Genomic DNA, 25,156 nt, shown 5'->3' with positions numbered 1-25,156 from the left:
TGTGAGGAGAGCCGCCCTGGCCGGGCGTCACACTGGCGCCGCAGTCTTGGGCCAGACGAAGGCTGAATAAACGGAGATAGACATGCCGAAACAAGCCGCTTCCACATTGCTCGATCCGCAGACCCCGACCCGTCGCATGGTGCTGGGTGGCGGCCTCGGGCTGGGCCTGTCACTGATGGCGGCCGCCACCGGCCTGACGGCGTTTCCCGGCGGTGCTTTCGGCCAGGAAGCAGCGCAGCGGTTGGCTGACCATTTCTCGTCGGTCAAGACCATGACCGGCGAATTCATCCAGTTCGGCCCCAATGGCGAGCAGACCGGCGGCAAGTTCTTCATCGACCGTCCCGGCAAGTTGCGGTTCAACTACGAGGCGCCCTCGGCGGTAAGGGTGATTTCCGACGGCAAGGCAGTGGTGATCGGCAACCGCAAGCTTCGCACCTGGGATCTCTACCCGTTGGACAAGACGCCCTTGAAACTGCTGTTGTCGGAGCGGATCGACCTGTCGTCGCAGGTGGTGCACTCAGTCAAGGAAGATCCTGACCTGACGACCATCGTGCTGGGCAACAAATCGGTGTTCGGCGATTCGACCATCAGCCTGATGTTTGACCCGAAAAGCTTCGAGCTCAAGCAGTGGACCATCCGCGATGCCCAGGGCAAGGACACGTCGGTGATGATCTTCAATGTCCAAACCGGGGTCAAATTCGCCAGCAGCGTGTTCAAGGTTCCCTATGAAGAGGTTCACAAGAAACAGCGCGGCGGCTGATCAAAGCCGTTTTCAAGCTGATGATTGTGGATGAAGCCGCAAGCTGATCTGTCGCAGGGAGGATCGGGTTGCCCCGTTCTGGCTTGTCGGCCAGAAAAGGGGTCGTTCCTCTCCGACAAGGCGATTTGATTTTGGCGTTTTCCGTTTCCACCTGGAATATCAACTCGGTTCGGCTGCGGCTGCCGCTGGTGCAGCATTTTCTCGAGACTGCCGCGCCGGATGTGCTGTGCCTGCAGGAAACCAAATGCCCCAATGACGCGTTTCCAAGCGCCGCCTTTCGCAAGATGGGCTATGAGCATATGGCGATCCATGGACAGAAGGGCTATCACGGGGTGGCCATCATCTCGCGGTTGCCGCTGTCGGATGATCGCCGGCAAACCTATTGCGACATTGATCACACCCGCAACGTTTCGGCCATTGTCGAAGCGCCAGGCTCGCGGCGGATCCGGATCCACAATTTCTATGTGCCTGCGGGGGGCGATGAACCGGACCGCGAGATCAATGAGAAATTTGCGCACAAGCTCGATTTTGTCGAGGAAATGAAACTGCTTCACGCCGAAGCCGAACGGGCCGATGGTGTGTCTTCAATTCTCGTTGGTGATCTCAACATCGCGCCGCTGGAAACCGATGTCTGGTCGCACAAGCAATTGCTCAAGGTAGTCAGCCACACCCCGATCGAGACCGAGAGCTTTCTGGCGATGCAGAAAGCGGGTGCCTGGGTCGACCTGATACGGGCGCATATCCCGCCGGAAGAGAAGATCTTCACCTGGTGGAGCTACCGGGCCAAGGACTGGGAGGCGGCTGACCGTGGCCGGCGGCTCGATCATGTCTGGTCTTCGGCCGATCTGGCGCCATCGCTGTCGCGCATCGACGTGCTGCGTGAGGCGCGTGGCTGGGAACGGCCGTCCGACCATGTGCCGGTGACAGCGCATTTCGATTTTTGAGGGGCCGCCGCAGCTTCTGTCTCTGGCTATCTGTACCGGCTAATCGGCGAAGCGACCGGCGATCCTGTCCAGCCCGGCATTGATTTCAGCCAGGTTGACGGCAATGCGCTCGCGGACGATGTCGGCGATCTCCGGATATTCCTCCAGCATTCGCCGGAACAGCGGTCGGTTGATGCGAATCACCTCGGCATCGTCGAGGGCGATGGCGGTCATCGAACGATCGACGGATGTGACCATCGCCAGTTCCCCGAGCAGGGTCCCGCGTTCGGCGGTACCGATGGTTTGGGAATGACCGTTGCGGCCTGCGCGGGTCAGTTCGAAGCGCCCGCTGGCCACCACGAAGGCGCAATCAGCCGGGGTGTTTTGGCGAAACAGCATCTGCCCCGGCTGGAGCTTGCGCCGCTCCGCGCCAAAGGCAATCAGCCGCAGCTTGTCCTCACCGATCTCGTGGAACAGCGCTACGGTCGAAAGCAGGGCGATGTCGTCATTCAGCGCCACGGGTGCGCTCCTGTGACCGGGTCAAGGGATGATCTTGTAGCCACCGCTTTCGGTGACCAGAATCTCGGCATTGGACGGATCCGCCTCGATCTTCTGCCGCAGGCGGTAGACGTGGGTTTCCAGCGTGTGGGTGGTGACACCCGAATTGTAGCCCCAGACCTCTTCCAGCAGCACGTCGCGGGTGACCACTTTCTGATCGGCACGGTAAAGATAGCGGATGATCGCCGCTTCCTTTTCGGTCAGGCGGATCTTGCCGCCCTTCTCATCAAGCAGCACTTTCTGGCTGGGCTTGAAGGTGTAGGGACCGACGGTAAAGGTGGCATCTTCACTCTGTTCATGCTGGCGCAATTGCGCGCGGATGCGGGCCAGCAGCACGGCAAACCGGAATGGTTTGGTGACGTAATCGTTGGCGCCGGCCTCAAGCCCGAGAATGGTGTCGGAATCGGTGTCATGGCCGGTCAGCATGATGATCGGCGCCTTGAAGCCGCCCTTGCGCAGAAGCTTGACCGCCTCGCGACCGTCCATGTCCGGCAGGCCTACATCCATGATCAACAGGTCGATATGGTTGTTCCTGGCCGCCTGCACGCCCTTGGTGGCGGAGGCTTCCTGGAGGATCGAGAATTCTTCATAGAGCGAAAGTTGCTCAACGAGGGTCTCCCTGAGATCGTTGTCGTCATCTACCAGCAGGATCGAGCGAGCTGTCATTGCGGTTTTCCCTCTTCATGTGTGCGTCTGCGGCGCTGGCCGCGGCATGTGATGGTGTCAAATGACATTGCGTCCCTGTTTAGGCACTTTCGCGGCAACGGCAAAGTGCTAAATACCATTGAGAAGCCACGGATGGAGCACTTGATCGTGAGATTGGCGTTACACAAACCCCGATCGGAGCTGGTTTCGCCGCGCACGGTGATGGTGCGACGCTCGCCGCTGAACCCATTGCGGGCGGTGGTGCGATTCGGACCACTGTGCTTTCCGGCAGCCCTTGGCCGCGGCGGGGTGCGCAGCTTCAAGCACGAGGGCGATGGCGCCACGCCACGTGGCTCGATGCCGGTGGTTTCCGGGTTTCGCACCGGCTGCAAACGTTTCGCGGTGGCGTCGCCGGTTGCGTTGCGGCGGGTGGGCCGCCGCGATGGCTGGTGCGATGCACCGGCGCATGCAGCCTACAACCGCGCAGTCAGGCTGCCATTTGCCGCGAGCCACGAGACGCTGATCCGCACCGATGCGCTCTATGATGCGGTGCTGGTGCTGGACTGGAATTACCAAAGCCGGGCGCGCGGGCGCGGCAGCGCAATTTTCATGCATGTGGCCCGGCCCGGCTATACACCAACTGAAGGCTGCGTTGCGCTGAAATGGCTGGATCTGGTGCGGCTGCTCAAGGTGATTCGCCGCGGCGATGTGGTGCGGGTGGTGTAAGCGCGCCATCTGGCGCGGTGGCTTATGCCGGTTCGGCCGGAACCTGCCAGACCGATGTGCGCTTGATTTCGCTGTCCTCCAATGCCCGGCTGACTGGCACTTGGTAGGTGGTGAGCAAAATGAGTCCCTCGCGCGGACAATAGGCCCGGCCCGGGTCGCCGATGAGCACCAGCGCGCCGCGGGCTGCCAATTGCTGAAACCACGGCCAGACCAGCGCGGCGAAGGCGCGGTCGTAAAATACGTCGCCGGCAAGCACCACATCCCAGTTCTCGTAGCTGCCGATCAGGTCGGTTTGGCGAACATCGAAGGTCACCTGGTTTTCGCCGGCGTTGAGCCTTGCTGCCACCGCCGCCCAGGGATCGATATCGACGGCCATCACCTCGGCCGCGCCGGCCTTGATGGCGGCAATTGCCACCAGGCCGGAACCAGTGGCAAAATCGAGGATCTTGCGGCCCGCCACCAGACCGGGATTGTCGAGGATGTGGCGGGCTAGGCCCTGGCCGCCGGCCCAGGCAAAGGCCCAGAAAGGCGGCGGCAGGCCCAGCGCGTCGAGTTCCTCCTCGGTCTTGAGCCACAGGTCATGCGCCTCGTCTGCCAGATGCAGACGGATTTCGGGCACATGCGGCGGCGCCGACAGCGCGGTGTTGGCGCGGATGAAGCATTCCGGATCAGTTTTCATGGACCGAAAGCGCGCCCGCCCGTCACGCGGGAGAGCGCGGCGGGTTGTCGAGCCCGCCCATGCGGCAGACCTCGAGATATTCCGCTTCGCTGACCGGCTGCACCGACAGTCGCATCGAGGTGACCAGGCTCATCTGGCTGAGCGCAGGGTTGGCCTTGACGTCCTTGAGGGTGACCGGTTTGGGCATGTCGCAGACGGCGCGGATATCGACACATTCCCAACGCGGATCGTCGATGGTGGTGTCGGGATGAATGAGCTTACAGATCTCGGCGATGCCGACCACTTCAAGCCCTTCGTTAGAGTGATAGAAGAAGGCTTTTTCGCCAAGTTTCATCTCCCGCATGTTGTTGCGGGCCTGATAGTTGCGAATGCCGTCCCATTGCTCGCCGGCGTCGCCGCGGGCCTTCTGCATTTCCCAGGACCATTTGAAGGGTTCGGATTTGAACAGCCAGTAGGCCATATCAAGCCTCCGGATTCTTGAACACCCAATTGAAGGCGCGGATTTCCACATCAGTGAACAGACCGGCCTTGGCGTAAGGATCGCGAGCGGCGATAGTTTCTGCTTCAGCCTTGTCGGCGGCCGAGATCAGTACCAGGCTGCCGATCGGCTTTTCATCGTCGCCAAGCAATGGGCCGGCCATTTTCAGCACGCCCTGTGCGTCAAGGTCCTTGAGAAATTCGACATGGGCGGGGCGAACCTCCATGCGGGTGGCGAGAGCGCCGGGCTTGTCCTTGCACATGAGAGCGTAAAGCATGAAATCTCCATCGGGTAAGAGCGGGTTGAAAGGATTGGCCAATGCTATGCCCCGGTACGGCTTCCGATTCAATCCTTGGACAGGTGAAGGGGGCTCAGGCCTTGGCGCCGCGTTTGCCGTGACCGATTACCGCCGTTGCGTTCTGATCGAGCGGCCAGCGTGAGCGTGGAGCGAGATCGAGCTGATCAGCGGGCAGGCCTGCCGCCAGCCGCTCGGCACCGGCCCAGGCGATCATGGCGGCGTTGTCGGTGCACAGATTGAGCGGTGGGGCGATGAACCGGAAACCCGATTGATCGGCGCGGGTCTGCAGCGTGGCGCGAATCGCCTTGTTGGCGGCGACACCGCCGGCCACCACCAGCGCCGGCGCTTTGACATCGGGAAAGCGCTCGGAAAACCGGGTCAGCGCCATCGTCAGCCTGTCGTCAAGGCTGAGGGTTACCGAGGTCTGGAACGCCAGACACAGATCGGCGATGGTCTGACGTGACAGTGGCGCCTGCTCCTGGGCCATCTGCCGCACCGCCGTCTTCAGGCCGGAAAAGGAAAAATCCATTCGCGGGTCGCGGCGCATCGGCACCGGCAGTCGAAATTTCTTGGCTTCGCCTTCAAGGGCTGCCTGTTCGACGGCAGGGCCGCCGGGGTAGGTCAGGCCCAGCAATTTGGCGGTCTTGTCGAAGGCTTCGCCGAGTGCGTCGTCGATGGTGCTGCCCCAGCGCTCATACTCATTGACGCCCTTGATGAGAACAATCTGGGTGTGACCGCCCGACACCAGCAGCAGCAGATAGGGGAAGGCAACGCCGTCGGTCAGCCGTGCGGTCAGTGCGTGGCCTTCCAGGTGGTTGATTCCAAAAAACGGCTTGCCGGTGGCCATGGCGATTGCCTTGCCCGTCATCAGGCCGACCATCAGCCCGCCGATCAGGCCCGGCCCGGAGGTGACCGCGATCGCATCGATATCATCGAGCGCCACGCCGCTGTCATCCAGCGCCTGGGCGATGAGGTGATCAAGGGCTGAAACATGCGAGCGGGCGGCGAGCTCGGGCACCACCCCGCCAAAGGCTGCATGCAGGTCGAGCTGGCTCAGAACGACATCGGAGAGGATCTCGCCAGAGCCATCGGGCAGCCGGCGGACCACGGCGGCGGCGGTTTCGTCGCAGCTCGTTTCTATTCCCAAAATGTCGAGGCTGGTCTTGGTCATGTCCGGCTCTGATGTTGCGCTCGGGAAACGATCCCGGTACCTGTGCGTCGGTAACAACGGATCGGATATCTTGCAAATGAAACCTTATCGCATCGGCACCCGCGGCAGTCCGCTTGCGCTGGCGCAAGCCTTGGAAACGCGCGATCGACTGATGGCGGCGCATGCCTTGCCAGAAGACGCTTTCGAGATCGTGGTGCTGTCGACCAAGGGTGACAGGGTCACCGACCGGTCGCTGGCCGACATCGGTGGCAAGGGGCTGTTCACCGAGGAGATCGAGGAGCAGTTGAGCGACGGCCGGCTGGATCTCGCGGTGCATTCGTCCAAGGACATGCCGACAAAGTTGCCCGACGGGCTCGACCTGGTTGCCTTCCTCGAGCGCGAGGATGTGCGTGACGCCTTTATCGGCCGCACGGCTGCGCGGCTCGAGGATCTGCCGCTCAACGCGGTGGTCGGATCCGCCTCGTTGCGGCGGCAGGCGCTGATCAAGCGCCTCAGGCCCGATCTGTCGGTGATCACCTTTCGCGGCCAGGTCGAAACACGGCTGCGAAAACTCGATGAAGGACAGGCCGATGCCACCTTGCTGGCCCATGCCGGGCTGAAGCGGCTTGGCAATACCGAGGTCATTACCGAACTTCTCGACGCGAAACGGTTTCCGCCGGCGCCGGGCCAGGGTGCGATCTGCATCGAGGCGCGAATCGGCGATGACCATATTTCCGACCTGCTTGCGCCGATCAATCATGTCGACACTCATGTGGCGCTGATGTGCGAACGGGCCTTTCTGGGTGCGCTCGATGGTTCCTGCCGGACGCCGATCGCGGCTCATGCGACGATTGAGAATGGGCGGCTGTCGTTTTACGGCATGGCGCTGACACCGGACGGCTCGGTCTGGCACGATATTCGCACCGAAGGGCCAGCCGCTGACGCGGCCCAGATTGGCGCTGATGCCGGCGCCGATATTCGCGGTCGTGCGGGGCCCGCGTTTTTCGAGAGCTGGGTTTAAGGCTGCGGCGATGCGCGTGTTGCTGACACGGCCTGAACCGGGTGCGACACAAACCGCGGTGCGGCTTGAGGCACTGGGCCATGAAGCGGTGAAGATGCCGCTCTATGAGGCAGCGGTGACAGCGCGCATTGAAGATCTGCCACAGGCCGTCGCCATTCGTGGGCTTATTGCCACCAGCGCCCGGGCCTTCACCCTGTTTGGTGATGCTGGCGCATTGCCAGAAGGCTATTCGCGGTTGCCGGTCCATGTGGTCGGTCCGGCCACTGCCGCTGCCGCACGGGCTGGGGGATTTTCCGAAATTTTTGAGGGAGCGGGCACCGCCGCCGACTTGGCCGAAACACTGGCAGGAACGGTACTGGCCGGGCCCGAAACTCCGGATCGGGCCGGTTTGGCAAAGCCATGGCTCTATCTGGCGGGCGCTCCGCGTACCACGGTTATCGAGGACGCGATGGCGGTTGCCAAGGCGCCGGTCAGGGTCATTCAAGCCTATCAAATGACCGAAATAAGTTATCCAACTGACATTGATATTCTAGCCCTTTTGTCGCCCTCTCCCGATACCGTCGTGCTTTATTCACCCAATGCGGCGCGGCGGTTTTCGAGCCTGATTACAAGCAAAGACCTTGGTAAATTCGTCGAATCGACCCGTTTTATGTGTCTTTCACCGGCAATTTCCATGACGTTGCCGCAGGCTTGGCAGGCGCGGGCACTCGCGGCTGATCATCCCGATGAAGACAGTCTGCTTGCATCGCTCGCCCGGTTGGGCTGATTTGCCGGAACCAAGGCGCTGTATGAAGCATTGCGATCACGATACGCGGCTAGAACAGCTTCGCCCCAACCCGATACGCAGGAGACGTCATGAGCAAGGGCCCTACCCCGCGCCACTCCAAAGCACCTGAACCGGTCACGATCGACCTCGACGCCACCGATGTGACGCCAAAGGACGAACCTGGTACCGCCAAGAAGCCGACGGTGGATCAAGCTGCAGCAAAAGCCGTGGAGACAGCCGGCGGTGGCAAAACCGATGCGACGAAAGCGGAATCGAAGCCATCTTCGACGCCTTCCATCAAGAAGTCGGCGCAGAGCGCGCGTTCGGGTTCGGGTGCTGGCGAGGCCAGTGGCGACAAGCCCAAGGACGCAGCGAGCGGGAGCGAAAGGTCTGCTGATGTTAAATCAGGTAATGACAAGCCGAAGTCGGCCACAAGCTCTTCTGCCGCAGCCTCTAGCGCATCAGCGCAGTCATCAACGGCGCGGCCCGGTTCAAGCCCGTCAGGCTCTGCCAAACAAGCAGACACCGGGCGCAAGCGCGGCGGTAGTGTCGCTATGGTCGCTGCCGGGGTGATTGGCGCCGTGATCGCACTTGGAGGTGCTTACGCGCTGCAATCGGCTGGTGTGTTGCCGGTTCCCGGCGGTAGCGACGATCAGACACAGGCGTTGGTCACCAAAGTCGACGGGCTTGCCGGCAATGTCGAGGCGTTGTCGGAGAAGCTTGCTTCGCAAACAGCCGATGGCCCGGCTGCCCAATTGCTGGCGCGGGTCGGAAGCCTCGAGTCGGCACTGAGCCAGATGGACGCTGGCACAGGCGGCGGCAATGCCGAGCAGATTGACGCGCTCGTCAGCCGACTGGGCGAGATCGAGGGCCGGATTGAAGCGCTCAGTGCATCGGGTGGCGAAGGGGCCGATCCGGCACTGGCTGCTACCGTGCAGGAACTCAGCGCGGGTCAGTCTGGCGTCACCACATCCTTGAGCGAACTCCAGCAGCAGGCCACGGCGCTGTCTGAAAAGATCGCGGCGCTGGAGCAGGGCCAGGCCGAGCTGTCCAAGCAATTGCAAGACCGGCTGGCGACGCTGGAAACACGGCTCGACGAGCCGGCGCAGCAGGTTGACCTGGCCCGCGCCATCGCTGCAGCCGGGCTGAAGTCAGCGATCGACCGCGGTGGTTCCTTCGTGTCCGAACTCGAGGCTTTCGCCTCGGTGGCGCCGGATGACCCGGCGGTGCCTGAACTGAGGGATCTGGCGGCAAGCGGTGTCCTGAGCCGGTCGGACCTGATCGAACGCTTTGGCGATGCCGCCAATCAGGCCATTGCTGCGGCCGAACCCGCGGATCCGAATGCGGGTCTGGTTGACCGGCTGATGTCGAGTGCGCTGTCGGTGGTCAAGGTGCGCAAGGTGGGCGAAGTCGAGGGCGACAGTGCCGAGGCGATCGCTGCACGCGCTGAAGCGCGGCTGGTCAACGGTGATCTCGCGGGTGCGTTGGCTGAATGGAACGCGTTGCCCGAAACTGCACAGCTGGCCGCCGCCGATTTTGGCGCGGCGCTGGCGGCGCGGGTCCGGGCGGAAAAGCTGATCGGGGCGGCACTCACCCCCGCCAAGGCGACACCGACGCCGCAAACCTCATCCGACGCCTCAACCGAATCAGACACGCCGTCTGACGCCCCGGCGAACTAGGAGATCGATGATGATCCGCTTGCTATTCTTCGTCGCGCTGGTGCTCGTTCTGGGCTTCGGGTTTGCTTGGCTTGCCGACCGTCCGGGCGATCTGTCGATCGTCTGGCAGGATCGCCGCATCGAGATGTCCTTGATGACCGCGGTCACGGTGGTGGCATCGCTGGTTGCGGCGATCATGATCAGCTGGTGGCTGATTCGAACGATCTGGCTTTCGCCAAGGCTGGTGTCGCGCTATTTCCGCGCCAACAAGCGCGACCGCGGCTATCAGGCGCTGTCAACCGGACTGCTTGCCGCCGGCGCCGGCGATGCGGCCATGGCGCGCAAGATGAACAAGCGCACCAAGGGCTTGTTGAGCGCTGATCAGGAGCCCCTTATTCACTTGCTTGATGTTCAGGCGGCGCTGATCGAGGGCCGCAACGATGAAGCGCGCAAGCTCTTCGAAGCAATGGCCGAGGATCCCGAAACCCGATTGCTCGGCCTGCGCGGTCTCTATCTCGAAGCCCAGCGACAGGGCGCGGATGATGCAGCCCGGCATTATGCTGAAACCGCCGCCGAACAGGCTCCGCATCTGCCATGGGCAGGCGCTGCCGCGCTGTCCTATCGCACCCAGGAAGGCAAATGGGACGAAGCGCTGCACCTGCTTGATCGCCAGCGTCATGCCGGCACCATCGAAGCGGCAGCGGCCGACCGCAAGAAGGCGGTGCTGTTGACCGCGCGTGCCCGGGAGCGGCTTGACGCCGATCCGTCGTCTGCCCGTGATGATGCGCTGGCGGCACTGAAACTGGCGCCGGCTTTCCCGCCGGCGGCGATTGTCGCCACCAAGGCGCTTTTGCGGCAGGACAATCTGCGCAAGGCGGCGAAGATCCTGGAAGCCGCATGGAAGGCCAACCCGCATCCCGACATTGCCGAGGCCTATGTCCGGGCTCGGGTCGGGGACACGGCCATCGACCGGCTCAAACGCGCCGAGCGGCTGGAAAAGCTCAGGCCGATGCACCCGCAATCGTTCGATGCGGTGGCGCGTGCGGCGCTGGATGCGCGGCGATTCGATCTGGCCCGCGAAAAGGCCGAGGCTGCGGCGCGGCTGAGGCCTTGCGAAGGCATCTATCTGTTGCTCGCCGATATCGAGGAAGCCGAAACAGGCGATCAGGGCCGCATCCGGCATTGGCTGTCGCAGGCCGTGCGCGCGCCGCGTGATCCGGCATGGACCGCCGATGGCTACGTCTCGGAAAACTGGGAACCGGTATCGCCGGTGACCGGCAAGCTCGACGCTTTCGAGTGGAAGGTTCCGGTGGAACAGCTTGCGAGCCCGGCGCTCGACAACGAAACCCCGGCGGGCGCCTTTGACCGGGCGATGGCAAGTCTGCCGCCGGTGCGCGAACATGACGAGCCGGCGGCAGCCCCCACGGTTGTCGCAGCCGTAGCAGCACCTGCGGCTGACCCGATCGCGGATGCACTGGCGCCGGTGAACAACACCGAGGAAGGCCCGTTGCCTGTCACGGCTCCTGTTATTGAGGCCGAGCCGGAGCACGCGGCGCTGGCAGCAGCGGCGGAATCCGATGACCAGACCGGGAAGCCCGGTAACGAGGATAAACCCGAAGCAGTTGCGCCGATGGCCAAAAAGGTTGAAGCAGCGGTTATGGCAGACGATGTTGCCAAATCCGGGCCACATTCCGGGACCAAGCCAAAGGCCGGCAATCAGGAAACCGCCACGGTGGCTGCGGAAAAACCCGCTGTGGGGGAGTCTGAGGACGAAGCCCGCGCCAGGGAAGCTGCGTTTCTCAGCCACCGGCCGGACGATCCGGGCGTGCGGACGGGTGCTGCACCGGAAAAACCCGGCCGATTCCGGTTGTTTTGACAGGACCGGAAAGGATCAGAAATGCTTGAACAAATACGCAGCTTCCTCAGTGGATTGCGCGAGAACGGCAAACCTTCCGGTCCCGATACCAGTGATCCCGATGTGGCCGCGGCGGCGCTGTTCTTTCATGTGATTGGCGCAGATGGTGTGGTCGATCCGGCCGAAGCCCGTGCCCTCAGGGAAATGATCGCTGAGGAATATGCCGACAGCGAAGCGTCAAAAAAGGCGCTGATCGAGGCTGGCGCCCAGGCCGAACGCGAGGCGGTTGATCTCTATGCCTTCACCAGCGTGCTCAACCGCAACCTCGAGCCGGATGCCAAGGTGCATTTCATCGAGCTTTTGTGGCGGCTCGCCTATGCCGACGGGCATCGGCACGAACTTGAAGACCATGTGGTCTGGCGTATTGCCGATCTGATGGGCGTATCCAGCCGGGAGCGCGTGCTGGCCCGGCAAAGGGCGCTCGAAAGCGCCGGTATCAGCGATGCGGAGGGTGCGGGTGACGGGGTTTGAACTCAAGCCCGGGTCACGCAGCGGCCGCATTCTTATCATTCTGCATCAGGAGAACTCCAGCTGCGGGCGAGTCGGTCAGCTGCTTTCGCTGATGGGCTTTCAAGCAGATATCCGTCGCCCTGTGCTTGGCGATCCATTGCCTGACACACTCGCCAGTCACGCCGGCGTGGTGGTGTTTGGCGGGCCGATGTCTGCCAATGACGATATCGAGGCGATCCGCCACGAAACCCGGTTCATGGATACCGTGCTTGCATCCGGCAAACCGTATCTCGGGATTTGTCTGGGTGCGCAGATCCTGGTTCGGCATCTCGGTGGACAGGTGGCGTGCCGCGACGATGGCCTGGTGGAAATCGGCTGGTATCCGTTACAACCGACGCCCGCAGGCGAGGCGATGATGGCTTGGCCGTCAATGGTCTACCAGTTTCATCGCGAGGGGTTCGATCTGCCTGTCGGCGCGGAGCTGCTGGCCACTGCCGAGACCTATCCCAACCAGGCCTTCCGTTATGGCGAGAATGCCTGGGCGATCCAGTTTCATGCCGAACTGACGCTGGCGATGATGCACCGCTGGGCGGTTCGCGGCGCGCATCGTTTCGTTCTCCCCGGCGCCCAGCAAGGTGTGCAGCATCTGGGCGGGCGGCTGATCCATGACGCCGCGCTGCTGGATTGGCTCAAGCGTTTCCTGGACCGGATATTTCCGGTTTCTCAAGCTGCTGCTTGAGCTTCGCCCGGCTTTCCTCGGCGTCCTTGTCGAGCGATTCGATCTGTCTCAATGCGGGAAACCCGAAACTCCAGGCGACCGCCACGGCCAGGGTACCGACGCCGCCGAGCACCACCGCAAATACCGGGCCAAAAAATGCGGCCATGGTGCCGGCGCGAAATTCGCCAAGTTCGTTTGAGGCGCCAACAAATACCATGTTGACGGCACTGACCCGGCCGCGCAGGTCGTCGGGAGTCCATAACTGGATCAGGCTCTGGCGGACATAGACCGAAATCATGTCGGACGCGCCCATGATCACCAGCATTGAAATTGACAACAGTGGCGATGTCGACAGGCCGAAGACAATGGTGGTGGTGCCAAACAGCCCGACAGCGATCAGCATGGTGATGCCTGCGTGCTGCCTGACCGGCCGCGAGGCGAGGTAGATCGCCATGGCGATGGCGCCGATGCCGGGCGCTGCGCGCAGCCAGCCGAGACCGGCGGGGCCAAGCTCCAGCACATCCCGGGCAAACACCGGCATCAGCGCCACGGCGCCGCCCAGCAAGACGGCAAACATGTCGAGCGAGATGGCGCCCAGCACGACCTTCTGGTTGCGGACATAGCTGAAGCCGGCAAGCAGTGTGTGCCAACTCTGTGCCTGAACGCGCGAGCGCTTCAGCGGCGGCGGCACCAGCGAGATGGCGATGGTTGCCAGGATGAACAGGCAAAAGGCCGTGAGATAGGGCGCCAGCGCACCCAAACCGTAGAGCAGGCCGCCGGCCACCGGGCCGACGATGGTCGATGTCTGCCAGGATGTGGAGTTCCAGGCAATGGCGTTGGGCAGGTCGCGCGCCGGCACCAGGTTGGGCGCGAGCGACTGCGAGGCTGGCGAAAAGAATGCACGCGCGATGCCAAGCACCAGCAACACCGCGAAGATCGGTAGTGGTGAGGTCAGCCCTCGCCAGGCGAAATAGACCAGTGCTGCAGCAGAAGCGGCAATCACGATCTCCGAGACCATCATGATGGTGCGGCGGCCATAGCGGTCAGCGGCAGCGCCGGTAAACAGGATCAGCACCAGTGCCGGCAGAAACTGGATCAGGCCGACCAGGCCAAGGTCGAAAGGATCGCGGGTGAGATCGTAAATCTGCCAGCCCACCGCCACGCTGATGATCTGCAGGCCAAAGGTCGAGAAAAACCGCGTTACAAAATAGTAGGTGAAGGCGCGGTGCCGAAAAGCCGCAAAGCGGTCTTCGCCTTGAGTGAGGGGCTGCATGGGGCTGGTCCGGGTTGATGCCGTTTTGAGCGTTACCCTTCGAGCTATACACGAGCGGGCGGGTGACGCCATATTCTTGATCCGTCGGCGCGTCGGAGCATTGTCCTGTGCGCGGACAACTTGTTGAGGGGCTGCATGCGGCGGCGGTGACCTTGTGGTGTCTGTTCCTGCGCAGCGGCCCTTGCCGCCCGGGACGCGAATGTCTACATGTCGGTCACGTTATAACTGCCGGAGAAACTTATGATCGCAGTCTTTTCAACCATCGACATGGTACTTAGCCTTTACACTTGGATCATCATTGGCAGTGCCATTTTCTCCTGGCTCTATGCCTTCAACGTGGTCAATCCGGGCAATCGCTTTGTCGGCATGGTGGGCGAATTTCTCTACAAGGCAACCGAACCGGTGCTGAAGCCGATTCGACGGGTGCTGCCGGATCTGGGCGGGCTCGATATTTCACCGATTGTGCTGTTGATCGCGATCTTTTTCGTGCGCACCTTCATCGCCACCTCGATCGCGCCGATGTTCTTCTGAGCAACTGGTTCAAAACAGCTGACGGCGGGGTCGACCTGGCCGTCCGTCTGACGCCGTCAGCTGCCTCCGATGCGATTGACGGCCTGGTTGAGGATGCCGCGGGAACTGTCCGGCTGAAAGCGCGGGTTCGCGCGGTGCCTGAAAAGAGCAAGGCCAACCGGGCGCTGGAGGTGTTGATCGCCAAGCGACTGAGGCTGCCCAAATCGACAATCAGGGTGATCTCCGGCGAAACCAGCCGCAACAAGATCGTCCGTATCAGCGGCGATCCCAAGGATCTTGCCGAGGTGGCCGCCACGCTTGCCGACAAACCGTGACGGCTACGTCGCCGCATATCCTGTGGGATGCGCGCAGCATGCTGAATTCACTTGACTGAATCCATGTCGGTTATCGTTCAAATGAGTCCATTTAAACGATAACCGACATGGGTCAGCTGACGGCACTCAGCCCTTGGTCTTGGCGCGCTCGATGGCTTCGATGATCAACCCGCGCGCGGTCTCGGCGTCGCGCCAGCCGCCGATCTTGACCCATTTGCCGGGTTCGAGATCCTTGTAGTGCTCAAAGAAATGCTCGATCTGCTGCAGAGTGATCTCGGGAATGTCGGTGTAATCGGCGACCTTGGCGTAGCGCTGGGTCAGATGTGGCGACGGCACCGCGATGATTTTCTCATCCTGGCCGGCATTGTCTTCCATGATCAGAACGCCGATCGGGCGCACATTGATGACGCAGCCGGGGATCAGTGGTCGTGTGTTGCACACCAGCACGTCGATCGGGTCGCCATCGTCGGACAGGGTGTGCGGCACGAAGCCGTAATTGCCGGGATAGGTCATCGGCGTGTAGAGAAAGCGGTCGACAATCAGGGTTCCCGCGTCCTTGTCCATCTCGTATTTGATCGGGTGACCGCCAACGGGAACCTCGATGATCACATTGACGTCGTGTGGTGGGTTTTCACCAATGCTGATGGCATCTATACGCATGATCGCTCCATTCGGGTATCTGTGGCGCTGCACCGGTACCGGCGCGCGCAGGGGCGTGTAAAATGATTGTTGGCCGGGCTTGTCTGAGACCGGCTGGTGTTGACCTGTTGAAGGCGTTACGGGGGATTTAGAACCAAACCCGTCAGTGCGCAACCAGCCTTTCGGCGTGGATCGCGCGGGCCGGGGCCTTATTCCCAGACGAAGGCCACTTTCTTGAGAGTCTTGCCGTCGAAAGTCTCATGCCCCTCGGCCACGTCGCGGCCACCCTGGAAGTGGTAGAAATCCACAGATGGGTAATTTTCTTCCAGACACCAGACGGCAACGCCCTTGCAGCCGAGCGACGCCAGCAGTTGCCGGGCTTCGGCAAACAGCCGCTTGCCAAGTCCAACGCCCTGGTATTCGGGCCGCAGATAAAGCTCGTAGATCTCGCCTTCCTGAGGCAATGACCGGGCCCGGTTGAGGCCCAGCGTTGCGTAGCCGGCAATGGTGCCGCCGACATCAAGCACCAGGATCGAGGTAGCGCCGCGGACGGCCCGCCGCCACCAGGCGACATTGCGGCGCTCGAGCATCTGTCGCAGCGATTTGTGCGGCAGGATACCGGTATAGGCATGGCTCCAGGCCGCCCGGTGCGTCTGGGCAATCGCCTCGGCGTCCTGCGGCTCTGCGTGCCGTATGTCGATCGTCAACGTGTTCATGCGGCCATACTATCGGTCCCGAGTCGTCGGCAGAAGGCGCGAACAGCCCGGCTTCGGAATCTGCCCACAGCATTGTTCTGTGGACGGCGTCCGGAGAGTTAACCGTCTGTTAACGAATTATGCAAGGCCTGAAGGGTCTGCGTCGCCTGTCAGGTGTTGTCGCCGAAGCGGTCGAGATTTGCCTGGGCTGCCTCGAAGAACTGGCCCACCTGCAGGCCGTCGACCAGCGCGTGATGCACCTGCACGGCGACAGCGCAGCTCCAGCGGCCTTCGGCGTTCTTGATGAACTTGCCCCAGGAAAACCGCGGAATGCAGTCATCAGGCCCTGGAAGGGCGTTGTCGAGCGCGGTAAAATCGAGCCATGGCAGACAGGAAAGATAGGCCACATCGGAACGCTGGCCTGTGTTGGCGCCGAGATCGGAACCCTTGGCGGTTTCATCGATGATCGCCTTGCAGCTTGCAGCGAACTCGGCCCAGTCTTGGAAATAGGGAATATAGGCATAGCCGAAAGTGTCGCCAGGCCGGGGAACGGTGGCTGACAGAGAGATCGCGTCGTATTCGAGAACGCGGTCGCCCTCAAACCGCATTTTCAGCGCTGGCACGGCATGAACGCCGGCACCGATGGCGTAAATGAAGGCCCGGTAGGGCGAGACGCCCGCGGGCTTGCCGCGGGTCATCAGGGCGGTGATATCGACGCGCGCGGTAGCAGCGAAATGCGGCCGGTCATAGGTGCGGAACAAGTTGAACTGTCCCGCCCGTGACCAGGTCGCAAGCTCTATTTCGCGCGCGCCTGTCATATCAGGCCGCGTTGGCGCCGGATTTTCCCTGGCGCTTGCGGTCGGTGGCGTCGAGGAAACGCTTGCGCAGACGGATCGACTTCGGCGTCACTTCCATCAGTTCATCATCCTGAATCCAGGACAGCGAGCGGTCCAGCGTCATGCGGATCGGCGTTGTCAGCTTGATCGCTTCATCCTTGCCGGCGGCGCGGATGTTGTTGAGCTGCTTGGCCTTGAGCACGTTGACTTCAAGATCGTTGTCGCGGGTATGGATACCGATGATCATGCCCATGTAGACCTTGTCGCCCGGCTCGATGATCATCGGGCCACGGCTTTCGAGGTTGAACATGGCATAGGCCACGGCTTCGCCCGACATGTTGGATAACAGCACACCATTGGTACGGCCGGCGATGTCACCCTTGTAAGGCTGATATTCATGGAACAGACGGTTCATCACCGCTGTGCCGCGGGTGTCAGTCAACAATTCCGACTGATAGCCGATCAGGCCGCGCGTCGGCGCGTGGAACACCAGACGCTGACGGTTGCCGCCCGACGGGCGCAGTTCGGTCATTTCAGCTTTGCGCTCGGCCATCTTCTGCACGACGATGCCGGAATGTTCTTCATCGACGTCGATGACGACTTCTTCAACTGGTTCCAGCAGCTTGCCGTTCTCATCCTTGTGCATAACGACGCGCGGACGTGATACGGCAAGCTCGAAGCCTTCGCGACGCATTGTCTCGATCAGCACGGCCAGCTGCAATTCGCCACGGCCGGAGACGTAGAATGAATCCTTGGCGCTCGATTCCTCGATCTTCAGGGCGACGTTGCCTTCAGCTTCCTTGAGCAACCGGTCACGGATGACGCGGCTGGTGACCTTGTCACCTTCGGTACCTGCCAGCGGGGAATCATTGACCATGAAGCTCATGGTCACAGTCGGCGGATCGATCGGCTGGGCGGTCAGCGCCTCGGTAACCGAAGGGTCGCAGAACGTATCGGCAACGGTGCCCTTGGAGAGGCCGGCAATGGCGACGATGTCGCCTGCATGGGCTTCGTCGAGCGCAACACGCTCAAGACCGCGGAACGAGAGAATCTTGGAAATGCGTCCGGTTTCCACCAGGCTTCCGTCGCCATGCAGAACCTTGACCTGCTGGTTGGCCTTGACGGTGCCGGAATAGATGCGGCCGGTGATGATGCGGCCGAGAAACGGGTTGGCTTCCAGAATAGTGCCGATCATCCGGAACGGGCCTTCTTCGACCGTAGGTTCCGGCACATGCTCGAGAACCAGGTCAAACAACGGCGCAAGCGTTCCGCCATCTTCCGGGCGGTCGGGACCGGTCGACATCCAGCCGTTGCGGCCCGAGCCGTAAAGGATCGGGAAATCCAGCTGTTCGTCGGTGGCGTCAAGCGCTGCGAACAGGTCGAACACCTCGTTGATGACTTCATCGACGCGGGCGTCGGGACGGTCGATCTTGTTGATGGCGACGATCGGGCGAAGCCCGACCTTGAGTGCCTTGCCGACCACGAACTTGGTTTGCGGCATCGGGCCTTCGGCAGCGTCAACCAGAACGATGGCGCCGTCGACCATCGACAGGATGCGCTCGACTTCACCGCCGAAATCGGCGTGGCCGGGTGTGTCGACGATGTTGATGCGGTTGCCTTTCCAATCCACCGAAGTGGCCTTGGCGAGAATGGTGATGCCACGCTCTTTTTCGATGTCGCCCGAATCCATGGCGCGTTCCTGAACGCGCTCGTTTTCGCGGTAGACACCGGATTGCTTGAGCATTTCGTCAACTAGAGTGGTTTTACCATGGTCAACGTGGGCGATAATCGCAATATTGCGGAGGGACATAGGGCTGGTCTCGTTTTGGAGAATACAAAAGCGCCGGAACGGGATCCCGGCGCAGGCCGGCATACGCCGGAATTTGCCGGGCTTATACAGGGTTTTTTGCGAGTGCGAAAGAGGGGCTGGAAAGGTCGCGCCAATGAGTGCCTGATTCGGCGCGAATCGCAGCCATTCAAGTACTGATTCCGGAGGCGAAACATTTCTGACGGTGTTGTCGCCGGAAGTTTTACTGTTTCAGGGCGTCGAGCCGGCGGCGAAAAATTGGCGCCGCCGGTGGTTGCCTGGTCAGGCCAGGCCGCGCTTTTCAAGCATCGCCGTGGCATCGGGCATGCGCCCGCGGAAAGCCTGGTAGAGCACGGCCGGATCACGCGATCCGCCGGCCGAATAGATGTGGGTGAGCAGCTTTTCCGCGATTACCGGGTCAAACGGGCCGTCAGCCTCTTCGAAGGCGGCGAACGCGTCGGCGTCGAGTACTTCAGACCACATGTAGGAGTAATAGCCGGCCGAATAGCCTTCGCCAGAGAACACGTGCAGGAAATGCGGGCTGGCGTGGCGCATGACAATGGCTTCGGGCATGCCCAGTTTCTTCAGGGTCTCGGCTTCGAAGGTGGCGGGATCGCCCATCTCACCGCCGGTATGCCAGGCCATGTCGACCAGCGCGGAAGCGGTGAATTCGACGGCCGCAAAACCGGCATTGAAGGTACGGGCGGCCAGCACCTTGTCGAGCAGTGTCCGCGGAATCGGCTCGTTGGTGCGGTAATGGCGGGCGTGCTTTTCGAGGATTTCCGGCACGGTCAGCCAGTGCTCGTAGAGCTGCGATGGCAATTCGACAAAATCGCGGCTGACCGAGGTGCCCGACAGCGACGGGTAGGTCACATCCGAGAGCATGCCGTGCAGCGCATGGCCAAACTCGTGAAACAGAGTCTGGGCATCGGTGAGCGACAGCAAGGCTGCCTGGCCGGGGGCGGGCTTGGCGAAATTCATCACATTGGTAATGATCGGGATCTCACCCTTGGTGCCGTCCGGCATGGTGAGTTTGTGCTGGCTGCGCATGCCGCTCATCCAGGCGCCGGAGCGCTTTGAGGGCCGGGCGAAATAATCGGCAATGAAGGTGGCGAGTTGCTTGCCGTTTGCGCCGGTGACCTCGAACACCCGGGCATCGGCATGGGGCCCGCGAATGTCGGGGCGCTCGGTCATGGTGATGCCGAACAGGCGATGGGCGACGTCGAAACAGGCCTCGATCATCTTTTCCAGTGACAGATAGGGCTTGAGCTCGGCCTCGGAGAAATCGAACCGCTTGGCCTTGAGCTTTTCGGCGTAATAACGCCAATCCCAGGCGGCGATGTCGTGATTGCCGCCGGTTTCGGCAGCAACGGCTGCGAGATCGGCACGCTCGGCCTCGGCGCGCTCGACGGCGCGGGCCCAGACATCACCGAGCAGTGCTTCGACTGCCTCAGGCGTCTTGGCCATGGTGTCGTCAAGCTTGTAGGCGGCGTAGCTTTCATAGCCCAGCAGCCTGGCTTTTTCGGTGCGCAGGTCGATGATTTCGGCAATCAGTGCGGCATTGTCGGTGGCGCCGCCCTTGGCGCCGCGGGCAATCCAGGCCTTGAACGCGGTTTCGCGCAAATCACGGCGGGCGCTGGAGCTCAAGAACGGCTCGATGATCGAGCGCGACAGCGTCACGGCGAATTTGCCGGGCTGACCACGGTCTTCGGCCACGGCTGCCATGGCGGCGCGCAAATCCTCGGGCAGGCCCTCAAGATCGGCGCCGTCATCGAGCAGCATGATCCACTCTTTTTCATCGGCCAGAACGTTCTGGCCGAAGCGGGCGCCGAGCCCGGCGAGGATTTCGCCGATTTCAGCAAAGCGCTTCTGACCATCGGCATCAAGCCCGGCGCCGGACTTGATGAAGGATTTCCAGACCCGCTCGAGCAGACGGTCCTGTTCGGCAGTCAGGCCGAGATCGGTGCGTTTCTGGTAGAGACTGTCGATACGGTCAAACAGCGCCTTGTTCATGGCGATGGTGGAATAATGCCGCGACATGCGTGGGGCGATGTCGCGCTCGAGCGCCTGGATCACGTCATTGGTATCGGTGCCAGCCCGGTTCCAGAACAGCGAGGAGACCTTGGAGAGCTTGTCACCGGCCAGTTCCAGCGCTTCGAGCGTGTTGGCAAAGGTTGGTTCGGCGTCATTATCGGCAATTGTCAGGATTTCCCGCGTATGTTCGGAAAACGCTTCCTCAAAGGCCGGGGCGAAATCGGCATCGTCTATGCGGGCAAAATCGGGCAGGCCGAGCGGCGCGGTCCAGGCGAATATTGGCGATTCAGTGGCTGTCATGAGAGGCTCCTTTGCGTGGCCCTCATGTAGGTTTGATGGCGCGGGCGAACAAGGCGCACCGCCGCCGCTGGCGGTCAAATGCGCGACGCTGTGCTGATCGGCAGGCCGGATCGGATCTGTAACCATATAGATTTAGGGGGTGCGGTCGCGCGTAGCCAGCACACGGCGCCCGGCGTTGAAGCGGGAACGCGCCGCCGTAACAGCGCGTTCCCGAAATCGGATCCAGTGACCCGGCGTCTTATCGGTCAGCTGTTGCGGTTACGTGCCGCCAGCGTGCGCAGTCTCAGCGCGTTAAGCCGGATGAAGCCCTCGGCATCCTTCTGGTCGTAGGCGCCGCGGTCGTCCTCGAAGGTCACCAGCGCATCGTCATAGAGTGATTTCGGCGAAGCCCGGCCGGTGAGGATGACGTTGCCCTTGTAGAGCTTGAGTTTCACCGTGCCCTCAACCTCGCGCTGGCTGTGGTCGATGGCCGCCTGCAGCATTTCGCGTTCGGGCGAGAACCAGAAGCCGTTGTAGATCAGCTCGGCGTAACGCGGCATCAGCTCGTCCTTGAGGTGAGCGGCGCCGCGGTCCAGCGTGATCGATTCCATGCCGCGATGGGCGGTGAGCAGAATGGTGCCGCCGGGGGTCTCATAGACGCCGCGCGACTTCATGCCGACAAAGCGGTTTTCGACCAGGTCGATCCGGCCGATGCCATTGTCGCGGCCAAGATCGTTGAGGCGGGCCAGCAGGGTGGCTGGTGACAGCGGTTCGCCGTTGATCGACACAGCATCGCCAGACTTGAAGCCGATTTCGATCTCGGTGGCCTTGTCGGGCGCCTGCTCGGGCGACACCGAGCGCTGGTAGACATAGTCAGGTGCTTCGTCGTTGGGGTCTTCGAGAACCTTGCCCTCGGAAGAGGAGTGCAGCAGGTTGGCGTCGACCGAGAACGGGGCCTCGCCGCGCTTGTCCTTGGGGATCGGGATCTGGTGGGCTTCGGCAAAATTTATCAGATCAGTGCGCGACTTGAAGCTCCAGTCACGCCAGGGTGCGATCACCTTGATGTCGGGGTTGAGCGCATAGGCGGAGAGTTCGAAACGAACCTGGTCATTGCCCTTGCCGGTGGCGCCATGGGCGATGGCGTCGGCGCCGGTTTCCTCGGCAATCTCGACCAGACGCTTGGAGATCAATGGCCGGGCAATCGAGGTGCCAAGCAGGTAGACGCCTTCATAGACAGCATTGGCGCGGAACATCGGGAAGACGAAATCGCGGACGAATTCCTCGCGCACATCCTCGATATAGATGTTCTTTTCGGGGATCCCCATCAGTTCGGCTTTTTTGCGTGCCGGCCCGAGTTCGTCGCCCTGGCCGAGATCGGCCGTGAAGGTGACGACTTCGGCACCAAGTTCGGTCTGCAGCCATTTGAGAATGATGGAAGTATCGAGCCCGCCGGAATAGGCGAGTACGACCTTCTTGACGTCCTTGTGCGATGTCATGATTGAACGGTCCATGTGTGCGTGGCAGGTTTGGGAACCAAACCCTCAGGTTTGCCGCTCTTTTAGCCGGTTTGCGGCGTCATGCAAGTATTTGAGCGCTTGATGGCTGGATTGAACCATTCTGCCGTCAGACTTTCCTCCGCGGGGCTGTGTGGAAAGCAGCGCGATTGACGCGCGGCCGGCTTGCGCCCTATGGCTCAAGGGACAGGTCACAGCAAAGGAAGCGCACAATGGCTCATCTTCAATCGGTAATTGCCAAGGGCAAAGTCGCGGTGGTGACAGGCGCCGCATCCGGTATCGGTCTTGCTGCGGCCCGAACTTTCGCGGAAGCCGGCATGCGCGTGGTGCTGGTTGACGTCAATCGGGAAGCGCTGGCGGAAGCTGAAAAAACGGTAGGTGTGCTGGCCGAAAATACAGCCAGCGACATTGCGGCGATTGAAACCGATGTCAGTGATATCGAGGCTGTTGGTGCGCTTGAGCGTGCCGTTGCCGACCGGTTCGGGCCGGTTCACCTCATGATGAACAATGCCGGCGTTCAGCCCGGCAGCAGCCTGTTCGGCCCGCAGGCCAACTGGGACGTGGTGCTCAATGTCAATCTGATGGGGATCATCCATGGAACCCGCGCCTTCGGACCCCGAATGATGGCGCATGGTGAGCCGGCGATGATCATCAATACCGGCTCCAAACAGGGTATCACCACGCCGCCCGGTGATCCGGCCTATAATGTCGCCAAGGCTGGGGTGAAGGCCTTTACCGAAGCCTTGCAGCACGAACTGCGCAATACGCCGGAGTGCCAGGTCAGCGCCCATTTGCTGATTCCGGGTTATGTCCATACGGCGCTCACGGCCAGGGGGCGGACCGAAAAGCCGGCCGCGGCATGGACTTCGGAACAAACCGTCGACTTCATGATGGAGAGCCTCGAACGGGGCGATTTCTACATCCTGTGCCCCGACAATGACGTCGACCGCGCCACCGATGAGAAGCGTATCGCCTGGGCGGCGGGCGACATCATCGAAAACCGCCCGCCGCTGTCGCGCTGGCATCCAGACTATAAGACAAAATTCGAAGATTCCCTGAAGAAATAGTGCCGGAACTATCCATCAAAGAAGAACGGAGGACTGCTCGGCGGGTAAACCAGCGGTGCCGGGTATCGAAAATCGTGCTGGCACGACATGATGGGTGTTGCCGTTATGCTCCCATGTATGCCGCGATGATATTGGTCCAGCGGTCGAACCCCGAGCAAAGAATAAGGATAGATTGAGCCAGATAAGGCTTTGTCAGTTGACGCCACGGAACGCCAGGTTTGAGCGCGAAAGTTCATCAACTGAACGGCAGCCCATTAAACGCATATCTCTTTCGATCTCAGCTTTCATGAGACCAAGAGCGCGCTCAACGCCAGGCTGACCAGCGGCAGCCAGCGGGTAGAGGTAGAAACGCCCGCCACCAACAGCTTTGGCTCCGAGCGAAAGTGCTTTGAGGATGTGGGTGCCGCGCTGGATGCCGCTGTCCATGATGACATCAATCTTGTGCCCCACCGCATCGACAATTTCAGCAAGTGCATCGAACGGAGCACGAGAGCCGTCAAGTTGCCGCCCACCGTGGTTGGAGAGCACAATGCCCGTGCAGCCAATATCGACTGCTTTTTTGGCATCCTCAACACTCATGATGCCTTTGAGACAGAACTGACCGTCCCATTCCTTGACCATCTGAGCCACATCATCCCAGTTCATCGAGGGATCAAGCATTTCCGTAAAATAGCGGCCAATCGACAGGGCCCCATCGCTCATGTCCACGTGGTCATCGAGCTGAGGAAGCGCGAATTTCGGATGGGTGACGTAATTGATGCCCCACAGCGGCTTGATGGCAAATTGAGCCATGCCAGCAAGAGACAGCTTGAACGGGATTGAGAAACCGGTGCGCAGGTCGCGCTCTCTATTGCCTCCGGTGATGCTGTCGACAGTCAGCATCATGACTTCAACACCAGCTTCCTTGGCGCTTTCCATCATCGCCCGGTTCAGGCCGCGGTCCTTGTGGAAATAGAACTGATAGACTTGCGGGTTTTTGTATTTCTCGCGAATTTCCCTGAGGCTGACCGTGCCCAGAGACGAGACGCCGAACATGGTGCCGAATTTTTCTGCTGCTGCTGCGACCGCATTTTCACCATCGTGATGGAAAAGCCGTTGCAGCGCCGTTGGCGAACAATAAATCGGCATGTCGAGTTTTTGCCCCATGACCGTCACGGACATGTCGACGGTCTCCACCCCACGCAGGACATTCGGGATCAGATCGCAAGTATCGAAGCTCGCGGTATTGCGGTTATAGGTGACCTCGTCATCAGCTGCGCCATCGATATAGTTGAAAATCGGACTGGGCAGCCTGCGTTTGGCGAGAGTCCGGAAATCCTGGAAGTTGTGGCAATGCTTAAGCCGCATATTTTCTCACGCCCAATTTGCAATAATGAATCATTTCAGTTCGTCGAACTGAACAAACCAGGCGGGTTGGGGGCA

At 61.4% G+C, this 25,156-nt stretch carries 25 protein-coding genes and 1 pseudogene; 12 read left to right on the top strand and 14 right to left on the bottom strand.

All coding sequences use genetic code 11. The features are described 5' to 3' along the window. Positions 1-82 precede the first annotated feature (82 nt). Together ACK6D9_RS02160 and ACK6D9_RS02155 are read left to right on the top strand one after the other, a co-directional pair. Positions 83-760, top strand: a complete 678-nt coding sequence (locus ACK6D9_RS02160) for an outer membrane lipoprotein carrier protein LolA (RefSeq protein WP_412050467.1) — start codon at positions 83-85, stop codon at positions 758-760. 131 nt (positions 761-891) lie between these two features. Next, the gene (locus ACK6D9_RS02155; protein WP_412050466.1) at positions 892-1,704 is read left to right on the top strand and encodes an exodeoxyribonuclease III; all 813 of its coding nucleotides are present in this window, start codon (positions 892-894) and stop codon (positions 1,702-1,704) included. A gap of 39 nt (positions 1,705-1,743) precedes the next feature. Here the strand turns inward: ACK6D9_RS02155 and ACK6D9_RS02150 are convergent, their stop codons facing one another. Both ACK6D9_RS02150 and ACK6D9_RS02145 read right to left on the bottom strand, forming a co-directional pair. Continuing rightward, complete coding sequence (locus ACK6D9_RS02150; protein WP_322989656.1) at positions 1,744-2,202, bottom strand: cyclic nucleotide-binding domain-containing protein; 459 nt, start codon at positions 2,200-2,202, stop codon at positions 1,744-1,746. Between the two features lie 21 nt (positions 2,203-2,223). Continuing rightward, positions 2,224-2,907, bottom strand: coding sequence for a response regulator transcription factor (locus ACK6D9_RS02145; protein ID WP_322989655.1), 684 nt, complete (start codon positions 2,905-2,907; stop codon positions 2,224-2,226). 132 nt (positions 2,908-3,039) lie between these two features. Here ACK6D9_RS02145 and ACK6D9_RS02140 point away from each other — a divergent pair, with 132 nt between their 5' ends. Next, positions 3,040-3,612 (top strand): L,D-transpeptidase family protein, encoded by a 573-nt coding sequence (locus tag ACK6D9_RS02140; RefSeq protein WP_412050465.1) that lies wholly within the window; start codon positions 3,040-3,042, stop codon positions 3,610-3,612. A gap of 22 nt (positions 3,613-3,634) precedes the next feature. Here the strand turns inward: ACK6D9_RS02140 and ACK6D9_RS02135 are convergent. From ACK6D9_RS02135 to tsaD, 4 genes and pseudogenes are all read right to left on the bottom strand, one after another. Then, a pseudogene (locus tag ACK6D9_RS02135) lies at positions 3,635-4,317 on the bottom strand (class I SAM-dependent methyltransferase). Next, entirely contained in the window at positions 4,314-4,751 is a 438-nt protein-coding gene (locus tag ACK6D9_RS02130) for an EVE domain-containing protein (protein WP_322990651.1), read from the bottom strand. Before ACK6D9_RS02130 ends, ACK6D9_RS02135 begins: the two are co-directional and overlap by 4 nt. Before the next feature lies 1 nt (position 4,752). After that, complete coding sequence (locus tag ACK6D9_RS02125; RefSeq protein WP_412050464.1) at positions 4,753-5,046, bottom strand: YciI-like protein; 294 nt, start codon at positions 5,044-5,046, stop codon at positions 4,753-4,755. 94 nt (positions 5,047-5,140) lie between these two features. Beyond that, entirely contained in the window at positions 5,141-6,238 is a 1,098-nt protein-coding gene (tsaD, locus tag ACK6D9_RS02120; protein ID WP_412050463.1) for a tRNA (adenosine(37)-N6)-threonylcarbamoyltransferase complex transferase subunit TsaD, read from the bottom strand. A 70-nt stretch (positions 6,239-6,308) separates the two neighbouring features. Here tsaD and hemC point away from each other — a divergent pair, with 70 nt between their 5' ends. The 6 genes from hemC to ACK6D9_RS02090 all read left to right on the top strand — a co-directional run bounded on the left by hemC (position 6,309) and on the right by ACK6D9_RS02090 (position 12,766). Then, entirely contained in the window at positions 6,309-7,238 is a 930-nt protein-coding gene (gene hemC, locus ACK6D9_RS02115; RefSeq protein WP_412050462.1) for a hydroxymethylbilane synthase, read from the top strand. Between the two features lie 10 nt (positions 7,239-7,248). Then, entirely contained in the window at positions 7,249-8,004 is a 756-nt protein-coding gene (locus tag ACK6D9_RS02110) for a uroporphyrinogen-III synthase (RefSeq protein ID WP_412050461.1), read from the top strand. 89 nt (positions 8,005-8,093) lie between these two features. Then, entirely contained in the window at positions 8,094-9,683 is a 1,590-nt protein-coding gene (locus tag ACK6D9_RS02105; RefSeq protein WP_412050460.1) for a COG4223 family protein, read from the top strand. A 10-nt stretch (positions 9,684-9,693) separates the two neighbouring features. Continuing rightward, a complete protein-coding gene (locus ACK6D9_RS02100; RefSeq protein ID WP_412050459.1) occupies positions 9,694-11,538 on the top strand; it encodes a heme biosynthesis protein HemY in 1,845 nt (614 codons plus the stop codon). Between the two features lie 21 nt (positions 11,539-11,559). Further along, on the top strand, positions 11,560-12,048 hold the full coding sequence (locus ACK6D9_RS02095; RefSeq protein ID WP_412050458.1) for a TerB family tellurite resistance protein: 489 nt from the start codon (positions 11,560-11,562) through the stop codon (positions 12,046-12,048). Next, positions 12,020-12,766: a glutamine amidotransferase gene (locus ACK6D9_RS02090; RefSeq protein ID WP_412050457.1), complete on the top strand. Its 747-nt coding sequence runs from the start codon at positions 12,020-12,022 to the stop codon at positions 12,764-12,766. The genes ACK6D9_RS02095 and ACK6D9_RS02090 overlap by 29 nt, the downstream gene beginning before the upstream one ends. Here the strand turns inward: ACK6D9_RS02090 and ACK6D9_RS02085 are convergent. Next, the gene (locus ACK6D9_RS02085; RefSeq protein WP_412050456.1) at positions 12,717-14,018 is read right to left on the bottom strand and encodes an MFS transporter; all 1,302 of its coding nucleotides are present in this window, start codon (positions 14,016-14,018) and stop codon (positions 12,717-12,719) included. The genes ACK6D9_RS02090 and ACK6D9_RS02085 overlap by 50 nt on opposite strands. 240 nt (positions 14,019-14,258) lie before the next feature. Here ACK6D9_RS02085 and ACK6D9_RS02080 point away from each other — a divergent pair, with 240 nt between their 5' ends. Both ACK6D9_RS02080 and ACK6D9_RS02075 read left to right on the top strand, forming a co-directional pair. Further along, the gene (locus ACK6D9_RS02080) at positions 14,259-14,549 is read left to right on the top strand and encodes a YggT family protein (RefSeq protein ID WP_322987830.1); all 291 of its coding nucleotides are present in this window, start codon (positions 14,259-14,261) and stop codon (positions 14,547-14,549) included. Next, complete coding sequence (locus tag ACK6D9_RS02075; protein ID WP_322987839.1) at positions 14,546-14,863, top strand: DUF167 family protein; 318 nt, start codon at positions 14,546-14,548, stop codon at positions 14,861-14,863. Before ACK6D9_RS02080 ends, ACK6D9_RS02075 begins: the two co-directional genes overlap by 4 nt. Positions 14,864-14,989: 126 nt before the next feature. Here ACK6D9_RS02075 and ppa read toward each other — a convergent pair whose 3' ends face one another. The 6 genes from ppa to ACK6D9_RS02045 form a co-directional block, all read right to left on the bottom strand. Continuing rightward, a complete protein-coding gene (ppa, locus tag ACK6D9_RS02070) occupies positions 14,990-15,523 on the bottom strand; it encodes an inorganic diphosphatase (protein WP_322987829.1) in 534 nt (177 codons plus the stop codon). Positions 15,524-15,711: 188 nt separating this feature from the next. Beyond that, positions 15,712-16,218, bottom strand: a complete 507-nt coding sequence (locus ACK6D9_RS02065) for a GNAT family N-acetyltransferase (RefSeq protein WP_322987828.1) — start codon at positions 16,216-16,218, stop codon at positions 15,712-15,714. Positions 16,219-16,367: 149 nt separating this feature from the next. Continuing rightward, positions 16,368-17,015, bottom strand: coding sequence for a CatA-like O-acetyltransferase (locus tag ACK6D9_RS02060; protein WP_412050455.1), 648 nt, complete (start codon positions 17,013-17,015; stop codon positions 16,368-16,370). 1 nt (position 17,016) lies between these two features. After that, complete coding sequence (typA, locus tag ACK6D9_RS02055) at positions 17,017-18,843, bottom strand: translational GTPase TypA (protein WP_322987826.1); 1,827 nt, start codon at positions 18,841-18,843, stop codon at positions 17,017-17,019. A gap of 279 nt (positions 18,844-19,122) precedes the next feature. After that, a complete protein-coding gene (locus ACK6D9_RS02050; protein WP_412050454.1) occupies positions 19,123-21,174 on the bottom strand; it encodes a M3 family metallopeptidase in 2,052 nt (683 codons plus the stop codon). Positions 21,175-21,419: 245 nt separating this feature from the next. Next, positions 21,420-22,649 carry an argininosuccinate synthase gene (locus ACK6D9_RS02045; RefSeq protein ID WP_412050453.1) on the bottom strand — a complete coding sequence of 410 codons (1,230 nt, stop codon included), beginning with the start codon at positions 22,647-22,649 and terminating at the stop codon, positions 21,420-21,422. Between the two features lie 230 nt (positions 22,650-22,879). Here ACK6D9_RS02045 and ACK6D9_RS02040 point away from each other — a divergent pair, with 230 nt between their 5' ends. Further along, positions 22,880-23,734, top strand: coding sequence for an SDR family NAD(P)-dependent oxidoreductase (locus ACK6D9_RS02040; RefSeq protein WP_412050452.1), 855 nt, complete (start codon positions 22,880-22,882; stop codon positions 23,732-23,734). 192 nt (positions 23,735-23,926) lie between these two features. On the opposite strand, the gene ACK6D9_RS02035 is transcribed toward ACK6D9_RS02040, so the two are convergent. Further along, positions 23,927-25,081, bottom strand: a complete 1,155-nt coding sequence (locus ACK6D9_RS02035; protein ID WP_322987822.1) for an alpha-hydroxy acid oxidase — start codon at positions 25,079-25,081, stop codon at positions 23,927-23,929. Between the last annotated feature and the right edge of the window lie 75 nt (positions 25,082-25,156).

The organism is Hoeflea sp. Naph1 (genome assembly GCF_046837775.1).
GTDB lineage: Bacteria > Pseudomonadota > Alphaproteobacteria > Rhizobiales > Rhizobiaceae > Hoeflea.
Note: the sequence above shows the minus strand (reverse complement) of the source record. Positions and strands in the feature narration are given on the sequence as shown.

What these genes read in the sequence shown, in the direction of transcription:
- ACK6D9_RS02160 (WP_412050467.1), top strand. Translation starts at nt 83, where the DNA reads ATGCCGAAACAAGCCGCTTCCACATTGCTCGATCCGCAGACCCCGACC.
- ACK6D9_RS02145 (WP_322989655.1), bottom strand. Translation starts at nt 2,907, where the DNA reads ATGACAGCTCGCTCGATCCTGCTGGTAGATGACGACAACGATCTCAGG.
- ACK6D9_RS02140 (WP_412050465.1), top strand. Translation starts at nt 3,040, where the DNA reads ATGGAGCACTTGATCGTGAGATTGGCGTTACACAAACCCCGATCGGAG.
- ACK6D9_RS02130 (WP_322990651.1), bottom strand. Translation starts at nt 4,751, where the DNA reads ATGGCCTACTGGCTGTTCAAATCCGAACCCTTCAAATGGTCCTGGGAA.
- ACK6D9_RS02125 (WP_412050464.1), bottom strand. Translation starts at nt 5,046, where the DNA reads ATGCTTTACGCTCTCATGTGCAAGGACAAGCCCGGCGCTCTCGCCACC.
- tsaD (WP_412050463.1), bottom strand. Translation starts at nt 6,238, where the DNA reads ATGACCAAGACCAGCCTCGACATTTTGGGAATAGAAACGAGCTGCGAC.
- ACK6D9_RS02110 (WP_412050461.1), top strand. Translation starts at nt 7,249, where the DNA reads ATGCGCGTGTTGCTGACACGGCCTGAACCGGGTGCGACACAAACCGCG.
- ACK6D9_RS02105 (WP_412050460.1), top strand. Translation starts at nt 8,094, where the DNA reads ATGAGCAAGGGCCCTACCCCGCGCCACTCCAAAGCACCTGAACCGGTC.
- ACK6D9_RS02100 (WP_412050459.1), top strand. Translation starts at nt 9,694, where the DNA reads ATGATCCGCTTGCTATTCTTCGTCGCGCTGGTGCTCGTTCTGGGCTTC.
- ACK6D9_RS02095 (WP_412050458.1), top strand. Translation starts at nt 11,560, where the DNA reads ATGCTTGAACAAATACGCAGCTTCCTCAGTGGATTGCGCGAGAACGGC.
- ACK6D9_RS02090 (WP_412050457.1), top strand. Translation starts at nt 12,020, where the DNA reads ATGCGGAGGGTGCGGGTGACGGGGTTTGAACTCAAGCCCGGGTCACGC.
- ACK6D9_RS02085 (WP_412050456.1), bottom strand. Translation starts at nt 14,018, where the DNA reads ATGCAGCCCCTCACTCAAGGCGAAGACCGCTTTGCGGCTTTTCGGCAC.
- ACK6D9_RS02080 (WP_322987830.1), top strand. Translation starts at nt 14,259, where the DNA reads ATGATCGCAGTCTTTTCAACCATCGACATGGTACTTAGCCTTTACACT.
- ppa (WP_322987829.1), bottom strand. Translation starts at nt 15,523, where the DNA reads ATGCGTATAGATGCCATCAGCATTGGTGAAAACCCACCACACGACGTC.
- ACK6D9_RS02065 (WP_322987828.1), bottom strand. Translation starts at nt 16,218, where the DNA reads ATGAACACGTTGACGATCGACATACGGCACGCAGAGCCGCAGGACGCC.
- ACK6D9_RS02060 (WP_412050455.1), bottom strand. Translation starts at nt 17,015, where the DNA reads ATGACAGGCGCGCGCGAAATAGAGCTTGCGACCTGGTCACGGGCGGGA.
- typA (WP_322987826.1), bottom strand. Translation starts at nt 18,843, where the DNA reads ATGTCCCTCCGCAATATTGCGATTATCGCCCACGTTGACCATGGTAAA.
- ACK6D9_RS02050 (WP_412050454.1), bottom strand. Translation starts at nt 21,174, where the DNA reads ATGACAGCCACTGAATCGCCAATATTCGCCTGGACCGCGCCGCTCGGC.
- ACK6D9_RS02045 (WP_412050453.1), bottom strand. Translation starts at nt 22,649, where the DNA reads ATGACATCGCACAAGGACGTCAAGAAGGTCGTACTCGCCTATTCCGGC.
- ACK6D9_RS02040 (WP_412050452.1), top strand. Translation starts at nt 22,880, where the DNA reads ATGGCTCATCTTCAATCGGTAATTGCCAAGGGCAAAGTCGCGGTGGTG.
- ACK6D9_RS02035 (WP_322987822.1), bottom strand. Translation starts at nt 25,081, where the DNA reads ATGCGGCTTAAGCATTGCCACAACTTCCAGGATTTCCGGACTCTCGCC.